General features: G+C 44.7%; 12 protein-coding genes and 1 pseudogene. 10 read left to right on the forward strand and 3 right to left on the reverse strand.

Annotated elements, in window-relative coordinates:
• Window positions 1–2 precede the first annotated feature (2 nt).
• From BDI_RS05375 to BDI_RS05390, 4 genes and pseudogenes are all read left to right on the forward strand, one after another.
• Window positions 3–1653: pseudogene (locus BDI_RS05375) on the forward strand (bifunctional aspartate transaminase/aspartate 4-decarboxylase).
• Between the two features lie 271 nt (window positions 1654–1924).
• On the forward strand, window positions 1925–4174 hold the full coding sequence (locus BDI_RS05380; protein ID WP_011966311.1) for an aconitate hydratase: 2250 nt from the start codon (window positions 1925–1927) through the stop codon (window positions 4172–4174).
• A 24-nt stretch (window positions 4175–4198) separates the two neighbouring features.
• A complete protein-coding gene (gene icd, locus BDI_RS05385; protein WP_011966312.1) occupies window positions 4199–5476 on the forward strand; it encodes an NADP-dependent isocitrate dehydrogenase in 1278 nt (425 codons plus the stop codon).
• A gap of 5 nt (window positions 5477–5481) precedes the next feature.
• A complete protein-coding gene (locus tag BDI_RS05390) occupies window positions 5482–6825 on the forward strand; it encodes a citrate/2-methylcitrate synthase (protein WP_029257178.1) in 1344 nt (447 codons plus the stop codon).
• 112 nt (window positions 6826–6937) lie between these two features.
• Here the strand turns inward: BDI_RS05390 and BDI_RS05395 are convergent, their stop codons facing one another.
• Complete coding sequence (locus BDI_RS05395; RefSeq protein WP_008779876.1) at window positions 6938–7213, reverse strand: putative quinol monooxygenase; 276 nt, start codon at window positions 7211–7213, stop codon at window positions 6938–6940.
• Between the two features lie 101 nt (window positions 7214–7314).
• Here BDI_RS05395 and BDI_RS05400 point away from each other — a divergent pair, with 101 nt between their 5' ends.
• Window positions 7315–7695: a GtrA family protein gene (locus tag BDI_RS05400; protein ID WP_005856979.1), complete on the forward strand. Its 381-nt coding sequence runs from the start codon at window positions 7315–7317 to the stop codon at window positions 7693–7695.
• Between the two features lie 147 nt (window positions 7696–7842).
• On the opposite strand, the gene BDI_RS05405 is transcribed toward BDI_RS05400, so the two are convergent.
• Window positions 7843–9501 (reverse strand): amino acid permease, encoded by a 1659-nt coding sequence (locus BDI_RS05405; protein WP_008779877.1) that lies wholly within the window; start codon window positions 9499–9501, stop codon window positions 7843–7845.
• A 114-nt stretch (window positions 9502–9615) separates the two neighbouring features.
• On the opposite strand from BDI_RS05405, the gene BDI_RS05410 reads away from it, so the two are divergent.
• Window positions 9616–9948: a DUF3795 domain-containing protein gene (locus tag BDI_RS05410; protein ID WP_008779878.1), complete on the forward strand. Its 333-nt coding sequence runs from the start codon at window positions 9616–9618 to the stop codon at window positions 9946–9948.
• Between the two features lie 34 nt (window positions 9949–9982).
• Here BDI_RS05410 and BDI_RS05415 read toward each other — a convergent pair whose 3' ends face one another.
• Window positions 9983–10714, reverse strand: a complete 732-nt coding sequence (locus BDI_RS05415) for an SDR family NAD(P)-dependent oxidoreductase (protein ID WP_008779879.1) — start codon at window positions 10712–10714, stop codon at window positions 9983–9985.
• Window positions 10715–10810: 96 nt separating this feature from the next.
• Here BDI_RS05415 and BDI_RS05420 point away from each other — a divergent pair, with 96 nt between their 5' ends.
• The 4 genes from BDI_RS05420 to BDI_RS05435 all read left to right on the forward strand — a co-directional run bounded on the left by BDI_RS05420 (window position 10811) and on the right by BDI_RS05435 (window position 15558).
• Window positions 10811–11956 (forward strand): acyltransferase, encoded by a 1146-nt coding sequence (locus BDI_RS05420; RefSeq protein WP_008779880.1) that lies wholly within the window; start codon window positions 10811–10813, stop codon window positions 11954–11956.
• A 142-nt stretch (window positions 11957–12098) separates the two neighbouring features.
• A complete protein-coding gene (locus tag BDI_RS05425; protein WP_008779881.1) occupies window positions 12099–13454 on the forward strand; it encodes a dipeptidase in 1356 nt (451 codons plus the stop codon).
• Between the two features lie 11 nt (window positions 13455–13465).
• Entirely contained in the window at window positions 13466–14722 is a 1257-nt protein-coding gene (locus BDI_RS05430) for an amidohydrolase (protein WP_008779882.1), read from the forward strand.
• 11 nt (window positions 14723–14733) lie between these two features.
• Entirely contained in the window at window positions 14734–15558 is an 825-nt protein-coding gene (locus BDI_RS05435; protein WP_008779883.1) for a purine nucleoside phosphorylase I, inosine and guanosine-specific, read from the forward strand.
• Window positions 15559–15587: the final 29 nt, after the last annotated feature.

The raw sequence follows: 15587 nt of genomic DNA on the forward strand, positions 1-15587 counted from the left end.
GTATGGACAAGAAGAAAATACATGTCACGAGAGAATATGAGAAAAAGATGTCGGAGATTAGCCCTTTCGAGCTAAAGAACATCTTGATAGAGTTAGCGGATGAGAGCGCTCGTAAAAGTACGCACATCATGCTGAACGCAGGAAGGGGAAATCCAAACTGGATCAGTACGGTTCCACGGGAGGCATTCTTCCTATTAGGGCAGTTCGCCTTGGAGGAATGCCAGCGGGAAGCCGAATTGGCAGGATGAGATGGCCGGAGCCGCAGGGGTTCCCAACCGCAAAAGGATCGCGTCTCGCTTCGTACAGTTTCTAAAGAAACATGCGCAATCTCCCGGCGCTACTTTATTGAAGGGTACCTATGAATATCTGGTCACGGAAAAAGGTGTAGATGAGAATGAGCTTGTATATGAATGGGCGGAAGGTGTCATTGGTGATCAATATCCGGTTCCCGATCGTATCTTGAAATATACGGAAATGCTCGTGCGGGATTATTTAGACCAAGAATTATGTGACAACCGGCCCCCCGAGGGAGTATTCGACCTTTTCGCTACCGAAGGCGGAACTGCCGCCATGTGTTACATCTTCGATTCCTTGCAGCAGAATTTCTTGTTGAATAAGGGAGACAAGATCGTCCTTTTCGCTCCGGTATTCACTCCTTATATAGAGATTCCGGAACAGGCCCGTTATCTTTTTAATGTCATAGAGATAAAAGCTTTGAAGATGACAAAAGACGGCTATCACACGTGGCAATATCAAGAAAAGGATTTAGATGTCCTAAAAGATCCTAGCGTGAAAGCCGCTTTCATAACAAACCCGAGCAACCCGCCTTCATACGGATTGACAAAAGCATTGATGAATAGGATCGTTGAGATCGTACGGAACGACAATCCCAACCTTATGATTATTACGGATGACGTGTATGCGACATTTATTCCGCATTTTCGCTCGATGATGGCCGAATTACCAAAGAATACGTTATGTGTCTATTCTTTCTCCAAATATTTCGGGGCAACCGGATGGAGATTGGCGATAATCGCTTTACATCAAGATAATATTTACGACCGGATGATCCGTGAATTGCCAAGAGATAAACAGGAGCTTCTAAAAAAACGATATAGCAGTCTATCCTTACATCCCGAGGATATCCGCTTTATTGATCGTATGGTAGCCGATAGCCGTCAAGTAGCCTTGAATCATACGGCCGGTCTTTCCTTGCCACAACAAACACAAATGTCTCTGTTTGCGTCTTTCGCTCTATTAGATGCGGAAAATACCTATAAGAAAAGGATGCAGGATATGATCCACGAGCGTTTACACACATTGTGGGAAAGCACCGGATTCACCTTATTAGACGACCCTTTGCGTGCGGGATATTATAGTGAGATCGATATGCTTGTCTGGGCTAAGAAATTCTATGGGGATGATTTCGTGGAATATCTAAAAAAGAATTACGAACCTCTGGATGTCGTTTTCCGTCTGGCACAGGAAACTTCCTTGGTTTTACTGAACGGAGGAGGTTTTGATGCTCCCGAGTGGTCTATCCGCGCATCTTTAGCCAACCTTAAACGGGAAGATTATGTCCGGATCGGAAAGGGTATCGCATCTATTTTGCATAGTTATGCCCAAAGATGGAAAGAAAGTCTCGATAAGTAGAAAAAACAGCTCCAAGGCTTGAACAAAACGGGCTAATGGTACGTTTTATTAATAAACGTGCGATTAGCCCGTTTTTCTAAGTTATCCGGGAGATTATAAATAACCTCTATAACCTCATAGAAATTATCGAACAAATTGTATTTCATTATATTATATATTTGTTGATAATAAAAACAAAGACTCATTGGCAGATGTCTTATTTATTACATTTTAGCTGGTTATAGATAAATATATTTGCGAAAAGGCTTACAATAAAAAACGAATATGAATTATGGTGTACGACATTGACATGCTTAGAAATTTCTATGCGAATTTCCCCAGAAGAGTGGACACAGCCCGCGAACGTATCGGTGGTCGCCCGATGACCTTGGCCGAGAAAATCTTATATGCGCATCTATACGATGAAAGCTCGACTCGCCTTTTCAAAAGAGGTGAGGATTATGTGAATTTCCGTCCCGACCGTGTGGCTATGCAAGATGCCACCGCTCAGATGGCGCTTTTACAATTCATGAACGCCGGAAAAGAAAAATCCGCAGTACCGGCTACCGTGCATTGCGACCATTTGATCCAAGCGAATATGGGAGCCAAAACGGATATCGATACGGCTACCAAGAGCAATAGCGAGGTCTATGATTTCTTGAAATCGGTCTCCGATAAATATGGAATCGGTTTTTGGAAACCCGGAGCAGGCATTATCCATCAAGTGGTATTGGAAAATTATGCGTTTCCCGGCGGTATGATGGTAGGAACTGATTCACATACCCCGAATGCCGGAGGACTTGGAATGGTCGCTATCGGAGTAGGAGGAGCCGATGCCGTGGATGTCATGACCGGAATGGAATGGGAACTGAAGATGCCGAAACTAATTGGTGTTAAGTTAACTGGTAGTTTGAATGGTTGGGCCTCGCCGAAGGACGTGATTCTTAAGCTAGCGGGCATCTTAACCGTAAAAGGTGGAACGAACGCTATCATCGAATATTTCGGTCCGGGCACCGCCTCAATCTCAGCGACCGGAAAAGCTACGATCTGTAATATGGGTGCCGAGGTAGGAGCGACTACTTCCTTATTCCCATTCGATAATACAATGGCTCAATATCTTCGTGCCACGGGACGTGACGAGGTAGCGAGCTGGGCCGAAGCTATCGGTGAATATCTGGAAGCGGATATGGACGTTCGTGCCGAGCCAGATAAGTTTTACGATCGTGTAATCGTTATTAACCTTTCCGAATTGGAGCCGCATATCAACGGTCCGTTCACGCCGGATGCAGCTACGCCTATCTCGGAGTTTGCCGCAAAAGTAAAAGCGAATGGCTATCCCCGAAAGATGGAGGTCGGATTAATCGGTTCCTGTACCAACTCTTCTTATCAAGATCTAAGCCGTGCGGCATCTATTGCTCGCCAAGCTTATGAGGATAAAATACCGGTAGCGGCACCCTTGATCATCAACCCGGGTTCCGAGCAAATCCGTTATACGGCAGAAAGAGATGGTATTATCGGTGATTTTGAACGGATTGGCGCAACCATTATGGCGAATGCCTGTGGTCCTTGTATCGGACAATGGAAACGTCATACGGATGATAATACCCGTAAGAATTCGATCGTTACTTCATTCAATCGTAACTTCGCTAAACGTGCGGACGGTAATCCGAATACACATGCTTTTGTCGCTTCTCCGGAACTGACACTGGCCTTGACCATCGCAGGTGATCTATGTTTCAATCCTTTGACCGATACCTTGAAGACAGAGGATGGTAAGGTTGTGAAACTGAAAGAACCGAAAGGCTCGGATTTTCCGCCGAAAGGTTTCGAGGTAAAGGATAACGGCTATCTGGCACCTACGGGTAAGAACGTAGTGGTGAACATCGATCCGGAATCCAACCGCCTACAAGCATTAAAGCCTTTCGCTCCTTGGAATGGAGAGGATTTCACGGATATGCCCCTTCTTATCAAGGCTGAAGGTAAATGTACGACGGATCATATCTCGATGGCCGGTCCATGGTTACGTTTCCGTGGGCATTTGGAAAATATATCGGATAATATGTTGATGGGAGCCGTAAACGCTTTCAACGGGAAGACAAACTCTGTATTGAATCAACTGAACAATGAATATGAAGCAGTTTCTGCCGTAGCGAAACAATACAAGGCAAATAGTATTTCCTCGATCGTCGTAGCGGAAGAAAACTACGGTGAAGGCTCTTCCCGGGAACATGCAGCCATGGAGCCCCGCTTCCTAAATGTAAAAGTGATCCTAGCCAAGAGTTTCGCCCGTATCCACGAGACAAACTTGAAGAAACAAGGAATGTTAGCACTGACTTTTGCCAATAAGGAGGATTACAGCAAGATCCGCGAGAATGACCATATCTCGATCATCGGATTGAAAGATTTTCAGCCGGGCAAACCGTTGACGGCCGTTCTTCTTCATGCGGATGGTACGCAAGAATCATTCCCGGTTAACCATACGTATAATGATTTACAAATTAAATGGTTCAAGGCGGGTTCCGCTTTAAATACAGCTCACTAAGACAAACAAAAAAATCTTGATATCATGAGTAAGATAACAAAGAAAGGTAATCATATTTTCGTTCCGGATCACGTGACGATCCCTTATATTGAAGGAGATGGCGTGGGGCATGAGATCACTCCCGTTAGCCAAAAGATAGTAAACGCTGCCATCAAGCAAGCTTACAACGGAACCCGTTCCATTGAATGGAAAGAGGTCTTAGCCGGTGAAAAGGCGTTTAAGCAAACCGGAAGTTGGCTTCCCGATGAGACTATGGAAGCATTCCGTGAATACATCGTCGGTATTAAGGGACCGTTGACAACTCCGATTGGTGGAGGTATCCGTTCATTAAATGTGGCCCTCCGTCAGACGTTGGATTTATATGTTTGTCTCCGTCCGGTACGTTGGTTTAAAGGAGTCGTATCTCCGGTAAAGGAGCCGCAAAAAGTGAATATGTATATCTTCCGTGAGAATACGGAAGATATCTATGCCGGAATCGAATGGCAACAAGGGACTCCGGAGGCACAAAAGTTATTGAAGTTCCTCACCGAGGAAATGGGAGTGAAGAAAATACGTTTCCCGGAAACTTCCTCTTTCGGCATCAAGCCGGTTTCTGTGGAAGGTACGGAGCGTCTGGTGCGTGCCGCTATCGAATACGCGATATTGCATCAGTTACCGAGCGTGACTTTGGTACACAAAGGTAACATCATGAAATTCACGGAAGGTGGTTTCAAACTATGGGGATACGCTTTAGCGGAACGGGAGTTTGCGGATTTCACTTTCACATGGCCTCAATATGAGAAGATCAAGAAAGAGCAAGGCGAGGAAGCGGCCAATACCGCCTTAGTGGAAGCTTCAAAGGCCGGTAAAATCATTATCAAGGATGTCATAGCCGATGCTTTCTTGCAAAACACTCTATTAATTCCGGAAGAATATTCCGTGATCGCTACCTTGAACCTGAACGGCGATTATATCTCCGATCAATTAGCGGCGATGGTAGGTGGCATTGGCATTGCTCCCGGCGCTAATATCAACTATAACAGTGGTCATGCGATCTTCGAGGCAACACATGGAACCGCTCCGAATATCGCGGGAAAGAATCTCGTAAACCCCTCTTCCTTATTATTATCATCCGTGATGATGCTGGAATATATGGGATGGAGTGATGCGGCTAACCTGATTACATCTGCTATGGAGCAAGCTTTCTCCGCTGGAGAGGCCACTCATGACTTGGCTCGTTTTATGCCGAACGGCAAATCTCTCGGCACCAAAGAATTTGGTGATCGTATCATCTCTATTATCGAAACAATTAAATTAGTATAGTCATGTTGAAGAAAGAATATTTAATTTACAAATTGTCCGAGGCTGCCAGAGAGGCTTGCAAGATTGACAACGAACTTTTCCCGATGTATAATGTGAAACGTGGCCTTCGTAACGAGGATGGTAGCGGCGTGTTAGTAGGATTGACCCAAGTCGGTAATGTAGTAGGATACGAACGCTTGCCAGAGGGCGGTCTTAAAGCGATCCCCGGTAAGTTATTCTATAGAGGTTACGACGTAGAGGATTTAGCGCATGATTTCATCAAGGAAAAACGGTTCGGTTTTGAGGAAGTGGCTTATTTATTACTTTCTGGTAAACTCCCCGATAAAGAGGAATTATCAGCCTTTAAAGAACTGTTGAACGATAATATGCCCTTGGAGCAAAAGACCAAGATGAATATTCTGGATCTGGAAGGACAGAACATCATGAATATATTGGCTCGTAGCGTATTGGAGATGTATACCTTCGACGCAAACCCGGACGACACCTCCCGAGATAACTTAATGCGCCAATCTATTGAATTGATCTCTAAGTTCCCGACGATTATCGCTTATGCCTACAATATTTATCGTCATAGCACACAGGGGCGTTCTTTACACATCCGTCATCCGCACGAGAACTTATCGATCGCAGAAAATTTCCTTCACATGCTGAAACGTGATTTCACGGATCTGGACGCACGTACGTTGGATTTGCTCTTGGTATTGCAAGCAGAACATGGTGGTGGTAATAACTCTACGTTCACGGTACGCGTCACTAGTTCTACGGGAACGGATACGTACTCATCTATCGCAGCTGGTATCGGCTCATTGAAAGGCCCGTTGCACGGAGGTGCCAATATTCAGGTAGTAGATATGTTCCATCATTTGAAAGAGAATATCGCGGATTGGAAGAACGTGGACGAGATCGATACTTATTTCATGCGGATGCTTAACAAAGAGGCTTATAACAAGACAGGCTTGATTTATGGTATCGGCCATGCGGTCTATACGATTTCCGATCCCCGTGCGGTTGTATTAAAGGAACTAGCTCGTGATCTGGCAAAAGAGAAAGGTCGCTCTGAGGAATTCGCCTTCCTTGAGTTATTAGAGGAAAGAGCGATCGAATGTTTCGCCAAGCATAAAGGAACTAAGAAAAGGGTTTCCTCGAACGTGGACTTCTATTCCGGATTCGTTTATGAGATGATCGGTTTGCCACAGGAAATCTATACGCCTTTATTCGCCATGGCCCGAATCGTGGGTTGGACCGCTCACCGTATCGAGGAGTTGAACTTTGACGGAAAACGCATCATCCGTCCGGCTTACAAGAACGTTTTGGACGATAGGGAATATATCTCAATCAACGAGCGATAACACTAAAAAAATCATAGTTATGTTTTCTTTCATTCATAGTTATAAGTTGAAGGATTCATAACTATGATTTTTTAGCATGCTCAGGCTTATAATAAGATCCTACATAAAACCCTTAAAATGTAAATTTCTCAAGTTTCATCGCACCTAATCCTTGCAATTTAGGAACCAACGTTACGAAATGCTCCGCTTTTTCGTGACCTGATAAGGATTCAGCGTCTTTCCACGTCTCACAAATCATCAATACATCACTACGGGTAGCGCTCTCGAAAATATCATAAGCAATACAGCCATTGTCTTTCAAAGACTTTTCAACCAATTCTTTCGCAGTCTCCAATGCGGCGGGACGATTCTCCTCACTTACTTGAATAAATACATTTAGTCTAATCATACTCATAATTGTTTTAAGAATGTTACATACTTGATCAAAAGTACAGCACAAATATAGAAATAAACCCGTATATTTGTCATTCGAAACGTATAATTAACAGCATGAAGGAATCTGTTCGTATTCTTCGTTTCGCCATTGTAGGTTCTTCTAACGCTTTGATCACCGCATTGGTAATCTGGATATTAATGGATATTCTGGATTGTAATTACTTGTGGTCGAACATGGCTGGATATGTGGCTGCCTTGGTGAATAACTTCTTTTGGAGTAAATACTGGGTATTTTCTTCCGGGAAAGGTAATTTCTGGAAGGAGATTCCTTTATTCCTAATCGCTTTTGGTTGCGCTTACGCTACTCAATTCATATTCTTGCTTTTAATGGTGGAGGTGATCGATCTAAATGAATATTTGGGTCAGTTCCTTGGACTTTTCGTTTACGGAGCCGTTAATTTTATGATGAATAAGAGGCTTACTTTTAAGAGCTAGAATCCGATAAATCGTATCAAAGGAAGTGGTATAGTACGCCATTAGTGGTGAAGGTCAACGCGACTACTCGCATAAGCCTTCACCACTAATGGCGTTGACCATCGGGACTAGTCGCGTGAGCCATCGAGACATAATCGTGCTGAATCGCTAACGGGTAAGGCTCGTAAACTGCTTCCCGAGTCTGTAAAGATAGAAAGCTAGATGCGTAAAAGCGAATACGAATGAGATAATCAATAAGACTTTGCTCTCGCCCCATCCCACGGTTTGCTGGTGCCAAAGCCCCGTAATCACGCAAAGCACGGATAGGGTAATACCGATCATATCCAATGTGGTCTGTCCCGAGCGATGTTTCTGCATATGTTCCAGTTTGCTATGTTTGATTCCATAGCAGACATATATATCCAGACCGATTAACATCCATAATACCAAACGAATCCATGTATCAGCCGGGAGAAAAAGCATCATCACCAGACAAGTTATGATACCGGCGATAGGCACGAACGGAACCAACGGGGTCTTGAAAGACCGGGGAGCGTCCGGCATTGTCTTACGGACAATCAATACCCCGGCGCAAACTAGCGTAAAAGCGAACAAAGTCCCGATACTACACATCTCGCCCGCTACGCTCGCCGGAACGAAAGCAGCCAATGTACCGACCAATAACATAAACAGGAAATTACTTCGTGCCGGCGTGCGGAATTTCTCATGGATATGGGAAAATAGGGGAGGGAGCAGCCCATCCCGGCTCATACTCAAGAATACACGGCTCTGTCCTAATAACGTTACCATGATAACCGAGCAATACCCCAGTAAAATAGCTATTACGATCGCCCGATTCATCCAAGGGTAATCCGGACGAATCACACCAGAAGCATCCATTTGTCCCATATGATCGATAGCTATTGCCACAGGAGCGATTCCATTCTGGCCAGCAAAAGCGGAGTAATGTACGACTCCGGTCATCACGTGGGCAAACAGCATATATAATATAGTACAAACCACCAATGACATCAAGATCCCGATCGGCATATCCCGTTTCGGGTTCTTGGTTTCCTGCGCTGCCGTACTTACAGCGTCGAAACCGAGGAAAGCAAAGAATACGATAGCCGCCCCTCGTAGGATACCGGAAAATCCGAACTCGCCTAGAGTCCCTGTATTAGTGGGGATATAAGGCGTATAATTCTCCATACGGATATATTTCCATCCCAAGACTACGAACACCAAGACTACGGAGACTTTCAAGAATACGATGATCCCATTAAAGATAGAACTGCCTTCCGTTCCTCGTATCAACAAGATACTCATTAACACCACGATCACGAAAGCCGGGATATTCACGATACCGCCATCCCAAGGGCAAGCTGTCAAGGCTTGCGGTAAATGTACTCCGAATCCTTCCAGAAAAACGACCAAATACCGACTCCAACTTATGCTAACGGTCGTAGCGGCCACGCAGTACTCGAGCACCAAATCCCAACCGATAATCCAAGCGACCAACTCACCCATCGTGGCATACGAGTAGGTATATGCGCTACCTGCCACCGGGATCATGGATGCGAACTCGGCGTAACATAACCCGGCGAAACAACAGCCCAAGGCGGCGATAGCGAAAGATAAAGTAATGGCAGGCCCCGTATACCCGGCGGCCACCGCACCCGTAATGGAGAACAATCCGGCACCGATAATAACACCGACACCTAAGGCAATCAAACTCCACGGGCCAAGGATACGCTTCAGCGATTTACTGCCCGAATCATTTGCCTCGGTCATCAAATCCGCTAAAGGCTTCTTAATAAATAAACCCATCTGTATAGATTAAAAAATTAGTAATTGGGCGCAAAGGTAGGAATTTTTATTATGTTTGCCGAAAAGTAAAAGCAAGGACAGAAACAAACAAGAAAATAAACTGACAACTAAATAATGAAACAATTGATAGCCTGTTGCGGATTAGATTGCGAAAGTTGCGATGCCCGCATAGCCACAGTTAAGAATGATGATGAGCTAAGAGAAAAAACCGCCCAAAAGTGGAGCGCCATGAACAATGCGCCCGAAATTACAGCCGCAACTATAAACTGTATGGGGTGTCGTGCGGACGGAGTGAAATTTGCGTATTGCAGTGATTATTGTGAAATACGCAAATGTGTATCCGGAAAAGGCTTTAATACATGTGGCGATTGTGATGAATTAGATAGTTGCCAGATAGTCGGCGCAGTCCTTCAGCATGCTCCCGGCGCAAGAGAAAATCTAATGTAGAAGCAAAAAAGATAAATCTCTAACATACCCGATCCTAATTCCGTATTGGCAGCCATTCCCAAAGCCATTCAGGGATCAGTCTCCAGAAAAAGACAAGGATAGCGTATCTCCAATCGATGATCGCCCTTCTCTTTTTCCGGTCTATAGCGTTAGCGATACGCAAGGCGGCGTATTGGGGAGACATCAGCATAGGATAATTCCTGCCGTCTTTCAATAAATCCGTACGGACAAATCCCGGACGGATATCCGTAAATGTAATAGGCTGTTTCTCCATACGGGAAAGTTGGGCTAAAGCGTCTATATAAATATTTTGGTATCGTTTGGTAGCCGAGTAGGAGGGAGCGACACCTAATCCTTTGGTTCCGGCAATAGAGCTGATTACAGATATATGCCCACCACCTTGACTGGAAAAATAACGATAAGCAGCTAGTACCATACGTGTAAAACCCGTCACATTCGTCTGTATCGTAGCTTGTTCAATGGAAGTATCTAAGTATTTATTCTGGTTGCCGATCCCTGAACTAAGCAGGAAGATGTCCATTCCTCCTAAATCACGGATTAATTCGTCTAAACGATCAGCGGCATCCTCGGCGGTCACGTCCAACTGCTTTATCCGGATATGCTCCGGATCTTGCTTACGAAACTCCTCCAACCGATCAACCCGACGGCCAGCCAATCCCAGTTGATATCCTCGTTTCCAATAAATCTTAGCAACCTCATAGCCGATACCGGAGGTAGCGCCAATAATGATAATTCGTTTGACCATAATACTTGATACAATAAATTAACAATAAAGATAAACAAAATTCTCATACTAAGCTCTATCTTTGTCACCCATCTTTTAAATTTAACACATAAATCCATGAACAACGCAACAACACAGTCACATATCGTGTGGCTCGATGTAATACGAACCGTAGCTATGCTGATGGTTATCGGAGTACATTGTATAGATCCTTTTTATATCTCACCTACACTCGGAAGTTTACCGGAATATAAACATTGGGCCGCTGTTTACGGCTCTCTTTTACGGCCCTCTGTTCCTCTTTTCGTTATGATGACGGGACTTTTACTATTGCCTATACGGGAACAATCTTTAGGTGTTTTCTATAAAAAGAGAATATATAGGGTATTATTTCCTTTTTTGATATGGTCTGTATTATACAATATATTCCCTTGGGTTACAGGGCTATTAGGTTTGCCGAAAGAGATAATCGGTGAGTTTTTCTGCTATGTGCAAGGAAATGAGTCACAATCCTTATCCGACGCATTGAAAGACATCGCCATGATCCCGTTCAATTTCAGTTTTAAGGAAAACCATATGTGGTACATTTATTTACTCATCGGATTGTATCTGTATATGCCATTCTTCTCCGCATGGATCGAGAAGGCGGATCGTTCCAAAGAGAGGGTCTATTTAGGGATATGGTTCGTATCTCTTTTCTTGCCTTATATGTCTGCCTATATCAGCAAATATTTATACGGGGAAGCGACGTGGAATCAATTCGGCATGTTTTATTATTTCGCAGGATTCAACGGATATCTCCTATTAGGACATTACTTAAAACAAGGTAATAATTGGAATATTTGGAAAACCTTCGCTATTTGCGCAGCCATGTTTGTGGTTGGTTATGCCATAACCTATAGTGGATTCAGTTCGGCCGCAGCGAATCCCAAGGCAACAGAATTGGATATGGAGTTATTTTTCACCTTCTGTAGTCCGAATGTAGTCTTAATGACGGCGGCTGTATTTATTCTTCTTCAAAAGGTACGTATTCATAATACTCTCATAGCTAAAAAACTATCGAAAATATCCAAATATGGTTTCGGAATCTATATCGTACATTACTTTGTCGTAGGTCCGATCTTTATCTTGATCGGGAAGTTTGATTTACCGATACCTTTGCAAGTACCCATAATGGCACTTTTGATTTTCATAATCTCATGGGCGTTTACTTGGTTCATGTACCGTATATTAGGTGAACGAGCTAAATGGATCATGGGATGAAACTCTCTCGTATACTGCAATCCGCCTTGCCGTGTTACTGCACGCCTATTGCAGTAACACGGCTAAAATACCATAAAACTTCTTGCAATCCCCATCTGTTTCGTTATATTTGCTACAATTTATAAACATAAAATAAAACGCTATGTCAGTAAAATCTTATATCGAATCCAATAAGGATCGTTTTCTTGAAGAATTGTTCTCTTTAATCCGCATTCCGTCAATCAGCGCCAAGCATGAGAATAAGCCGGACATGTTGACATGTGCCCAACGTTGGACAGAGGTGCTGCTGTCTTCCGGTGCAGATAAGGCCGAGGTAATGCCTACGAAAGGCAATCCTGTCGTATACGCCGAGAAAATGGTATCTCCCAATGCTCCGACCGTATTGGTTTACGCTCATTACGATGTAATGCCTGCCGAACCACTAGAACTGTGGAAGAGTGAACCTTTCGAGCCGGTGATCCGGGACGGACGCATTTGGGCCCGTGGAGCAGATGATGATAAGGGACAGGGCATGATTCAAGTAAAAGGTTTTGAGACAGCGATTAAAGAAGGTTTGTTACAGTGTAACGTGAAGTTTATTTTCGAAGGAGAGGAGGAGATAGGTTCTCCTAGCTTGGAAGATTTTTGCCGGGAACATAAAGAATTATTGAAAGCGGATGTAATCCTCGTTTCCGATACAAGCATGGTCAGCGCTGAAACACCGTCGCTCACGACAGGCTTACGTGGTTTGGCTTACTGGGAAATAGAAGTAACCGGACCGAACCGCGATTTGCATTCCGGTCATTTTGGCGGAGCCGTAGCGAATCCGATCAATGTACTTTGCAAATTGATGGCAGATATCACCGACGTGGATGGACGCATCACGATCCCGGGTTTTTATGACGACGTGGAGGATGTATCTTCCGCGGAACGGGAGATGATCGCCCAAATCCCATTCGACGAGGAAAAATATAAGAAAGCGATCGGGGTAGACTCTCTTTTCGGAGAGAAAGGCTATTCTACGCTAGAACGTAATAGTTGTCGGCCTTCTTTCGATATCTGTGGTATTTGGGGCGGATATACGGGGGAAGGAAGCAAAACGGTATTGCCTTCAAAGGCTTATGCCAAGGTTTCCACTCGTTTGGTTCCACACCAAGATCATGCCAAGATCTCCCAAATGTTTGAGGAGTATATAACTCGTGTGACTCCACCTTATGTGAAAGTGAAAGTTACGCCCAGCCATGGCGGGCAAGGATATGTTTGTCCGATCGACTTGCCGGCTTATCAAGCGGCAGAAAAGGCTGTTGGCATCGCATTTGGGAAGAAGCCGTTGGCGGTTCGTCGCGGAGGTAGCATTCCTATTATCTCTACATTTGAGCAGGTATTAGGTATCAAGACCGTACTGATGGGATTCGGCTTGGAGCAAAACGCGATCCATTCGCCCAACGAGAGTCAGGAGTTGGATATCTTCTTCAAGGGAATCGAGTCGGTAGCGGAATTCTACCGTTTATATAAATAAGAAGGAAGAAGATGAGTATATTAATAAAGAATGTCCTGTTTAACGATAAAACGATTGATATCTATATCGAAGGAAAAGAGATCAAGCAAATAGGAGCGGGGCTGTCCTTTCCTGCCGATAAGATACTGGATGGTAGCCGTAAAGCCGTCATTCCCGGTTTCGTGAACGCTCATACGCATGCTGCCATGACTTTGTTCCGCGGCTTTGGCGATGATATGCCGCTTATGCCGTGGCTTGAGCAAAAGATCTGGCCGAATGAGGCGAAAATGACCCGTGAGGATGTATATTGGGGAGCGAAATTAGCGTGTTTGGAAATGATAAAAAGTGGCACGACCACTTTCTTCGACATGTATCAACGCCCTCGTGTCACGGCCGATGTGACGGAAGAGATGGGATTGCGAGGTATCATAGCCGGCGTTTGCTTCGATGGTTTTGATAAAGAAGAGGCGGAGAAATGCAAACGCCATAACGAACGACTGATCCAAGATGTGGATAACTACAGCAAACGGGTTCGCTTCTCGATCGGGCCACACGCTATCTATACCGTTTCCGGTGAGCTTCTGAAATGGGCGCATCAGTTCGCCATGGAACACCAAATCCCTATCCATCTGCATCTGGCAGAGACAGAGGGGGAAGTGAAAGACTCTCTCGATAGATTCGGACTCACTCCCGTACGTTATTTATATGAGTTAGGTGTGCTTTCTCCACGTTTGATCATCGCTCATGGAATTTACATCGATGATGACGAGCTTCGTATGTTGGCCGATCACGAGGTGAAAGTCGTACATAACCCGGCCTCAAACATGAAACTGGCTTCCGGCATGCATTTTAAGTTCAAGGAAATGCGCCAATTGGGTATTACCGTGGGATTGGGAACGGACGGTTGTTCCTCTTCCAATAACTTGGATATGATCGAGGCGATGAAGCTGGCTTCCCTGTTAGGAAAAGCTTGGCGAAAGGATCCCGAAGCCTTGACCGCAAATGAGATGCTGCAAGCCGCTACTGCGGAAGGAGCCGTTATGTTCGGTTTAAAAGCCGGGCAGATCAAGGAAGGGTATTTAGCCGATCTATGTTTGATAGATCTCAACACCCCCGCTTTTACCCCAAACTTCAATTTCGTCTCAAATCTTGTATACGCCGCCAACGGCAGTTGCGTGGATACCGTTATCTGTGATGGTAAAATATTGATGGAGAATAAGAAGGTACCGGGAGAGGACGAGATTATGGAGAAAGCGGCAGAGATAGCTTATAACTTGATGAAACGTTAAATTGATTAAATATGGAAATGATTAAAACCGAACAATATCGGGAAGCGGCCGCCTATTTAGCTAGCCGGATCGAAGGTAACCCGGAGACCGCCATTATCCTTGGTAGTGGCTTAGGCTCTTTTGCCGATCAAATAATAGACCCTATAGTGATACCTTATGTGGAGATCCCACATTTTATGAAATCTACCGCTACCGGGCATAAGGGGAATTTTATTTGTGGCAAACTAGGGGATAAGCAAGTCTTGGCTATGCAAGGCCGTTTTCATTACTATGAGGGTTACACGATGCAACAGGTGACTTTCCCCGTACGTGTGATGAAACTCTTAGGAATCAAGAACCTTTTGGTCTCGAACGCCGCCGGAGGTATCAATAATACGTTCAAGGTAGGTGATCTGATGATCATCCGGGATCATATCAATATGATGCCGAACCCATTGATCGGTCCGAACAATGAGGATTTCGGCACTCGTTTCCCGGATATGACACGTGCTTATGATCGTGAATTTATCCGCTATGTGGAAGAAATAGCCGCCTCCCGATCTATCCCGTTAAAGAAAGGTGTATATGTAGGTTTGACAGGCCCTTCCTTCGAGACTCCTTCCGAGTACGCTTTCTATGGAAAAGTCGGGGGAGATGCGATCGGCATGAGTACGGTACCGGAAGTAATCGTGGCACGTCATGCGGGCTTGCGTGTATTCGGTATGTCTGTCATCACGAACGAAGGTTATCACTTCGCTGACGACTTTGTAAATGATGGTGCCGATGTTATCGTAGCGGCTAATAAAGCAGCATCTGTTATGACACAACTATTTAGGGAATTGGTCAAAAAAATCTAATAAAAAAGTAGCGCAAAGGCTTGGTGGTT

The sequence above is a fragment of the Parabacteroides distasonis ATCC 8503 genome, assembly GCF_000012845.1.
GTDB classification, from domain to species: domain Bacteria; phylum Bacteroidota; class Bacteroidia; order Bacteroidales; family Tannerellaceae; genus Parabacteroides; species Parabacteroides distasonis.

Coding starts and splice junctions, on each gene's coding strand:
- BDI_RS05400 (WP_005856979.1), top strand. CDS start 7,315: ATGAAGGAATCTGTTCGTATTCTTCGTTTCGCCATTGTAGGTTCTTCT.
- BDI_RS05430 (WP_008779882.1), top strand. CDS start 13,466: ATGAGTATATTAATAAAGAATGTCCTGTTTAACGATAAAACGATTGAT.
- BDI_RS05405 (WP_008779877.1), bottom strand. CDS start 9,501: ATGGGTTTATTTATTAAGAAGCCTTTAGCGGATTTGATGACCGAGGCA.
- BDI_RS05415 (WP_008779879.1), bottom strand. CDS start 10,714: ATGGTCAAACGAATTATCATTATTGGCGCTACCTCCGGTATCGGCTAT.
- BDI_RS05395 (WP_008779876.1), bottom strand. CDS start 7,213: ATGATTAGACTAAATGTATTTATTCAAGTAAGTGAGGAGAATCGTCCC.
- icd (WP_011966312.1), top strand. CDS start 4,199: ATGAGTAAGATAACAAAGAAAGGTAATCATATTTTCGTTCCGGATCAC.
- BDI_RS05410 (WP_008779878.1), top strand. CDS start 9,616: ATGAAACAATTGATAGCCTGTTGCGGATTAGATTGCGAAAGTTGCGAT.
- BDI_RS05435 (WP_008779883.1), top strand. CDS start 14,734: ATGGAAATGATTAAAACCGAACAATATCGGGAAGCGGCCGCCTATTTA.
- BDI_RS05420 (WP_008779880.1), top strand. CDS start 10,811: ATGAACAACGCAACAACACAGTCACATATCGTGTGGCTCGATGTAATA.
- BDI_RS05425 (WP_008779881.1), top strand. CDS start 12,099: ATGTCAGTAAAATCTTATATCGAATCCAATAAGGATCGTTTTCTTGAA.
- BDI_RS05380 (WP_011966311.1), top strand. CDS start 1,925: ATGGTGTACGACATTGACATGCTTAGAAATTTCTATGCGAATTTCCCC.